At 42.9% G+C, this 1,722-nt stretch carries 1 protein-coding gene; it reads right to left on the bottom strand.

The features are described 5' to 3' along the window. Positions 1 to 85 precede the first annotated feature (85 nt). A complete protein-coding gene (locus ACM0OX_RS35565) occupies positions 86 to 1,393 on the bottom strand; it encodes an NF041680 family putative transposase (RefSeq protein ID WP_414519906.1) in 1,308 nt (435 codons plus the stop codon). Positions 1,394 to 1,722: the final 329 nt, after the last annotated feature.

The raw sequence follows: 1,722 nt of genomic DNA, 5'->3' as shown, positions 1-1,722 counted from the left end.
CTGGAGTTTAGACTAAGCCATACAAAATGACCCAGCAGGGCTGAGTTAATCAGAGACTTAGCAAAAGTATGAATAATCTAAGGTATTAAACAGCAACAGATGCTTCTTTACGTGGTCGTGTTACTGTTTTTTTAACAATCGGGCATCGGTTTTTACGGTGACGCTTTTTTCCTGCTTCCCAACCAGGGGACTTTCCGCGAGGTTTGGGTGGAAGGGCTGGAGTACCAATCACCGCAAAAACTCCACCCATAGCTTGAGCGACTCGTCCAGGAGTCAAATTATCGAGTGACTTCTGCCAAGGTAAAGGATTATCAGTCACAATATCACGAGCTAACCACAACTCCCAAGTCATAAAAGGCATTAAGTCACTCCAGCGCTCACATTGCTTGGGAGTGCTTAAATTTGGCACAGTCCAATGTAGACGTTGCTTTAAAAAGCGATACCAGTGGTCAATTGTAAAGCGACGCAAGTAAAGCCGCCAAACTTCTTCTAAGGGAGGTATTTCTTCTCCTGCCCAAGCTAACCACAAAGGTTTCGATACTCGTTGATTACCTTGAACATCAAGACGTTCAACTCTTAAAAGTGACATCGAACGCGTCACCGCTTTACGGAAATGCAGATTTTTCCACAGGCTAACCCGTACCCGTTTTAGTTTCGGATCATCTACCTCGAAGACAGATGCTGCTTGGCCCCATGTTGTTGGTTCATTCAACTTGAATTTATCACCATGTTTTCTGGGACATCCCTTACCCTTATAAGCTCCTGGCTCACCCCATAAACAGAGATTTGAACGCAATCGTACCAGTATATCTGCTGGAATGCTGGCAGTTTTTAACAAAAAAGGGGCACAACCATACTCACTGTCCCAAACTGAAATCGGTCTAATGGGTAAATACTTACACACCTGTTTAAGTTGCCAAACCGCTTTCCCTATTGGGCTTTCGCCACTTGTGATCCGTTCATGTCTCAAGGGTAGGGCCCAACTACCTGATTTTTCTGGTATCCAGGCAATTGTGCTATATCCTTGACCAATGCTAATCGGTTTATTTTCTGCTATGGATGTGCCACTATGCTCATAAGTCCTTTCTTGCAGCGTTACTGCATCCGGGCGTGACCAGTTTGTGTGATCTCCTGCTAACAAGGGTCGTCCCTTGAGGGGTATCTGTTTGATATATAACTGCATCAATTTCTGTCGCTGCGGTCTGCTATCTTGTAGCGCTTCATAAATACTTGGCCACTTGCGTCTAAATACTGGTGATAAGGATAAGTCTGCTAAGGAATAGACAGTGCGGGTCAGCAATATGGCATCTGTTAATTCAAAGGTCGCATCTTTGGCTCTACCTAAATATTTGTAGGCTACTTGACGAAACTCTTCAAGTCTGGCATTTTTCATGTTTGTAGGTGAGTAATGGTAGTTCTTTTCTCACCTTCTACTAAAAGGGGGACTGTATTCAATCAGACACCCCTTTTTTTCTTGATCATTCCCGATCTAATCTCTATCTGATAATGATAATTAAATAGGGGGAGGTGGGAGAGAAACGAGCGATGCTCGTTTCTCTCCCACCCTTTTCATGATTATCATTATTGTATTATTTTCTGAGCAGGTATACTACACAATAATTGTTAAAGGTCAGGATGCTTTAAGGCTGACAAGATAATATTTTTAACCTCTAATTCCTTTTGATTTGCGTTCTCTCATATCGCTTTTAGTCTAAACTCCAG

The organism is Nostoc sp. PCC 9305 (assembly GCF_963920915.1).
GTDB lineage: Bacteria > Cyanobacteriota > Cyanobacteriia > Cyanobacteriales > Nostocaceae > Nostoc.
This window is presented reverse-complemented; position numbering and strand designations above follow the sequence as displayed.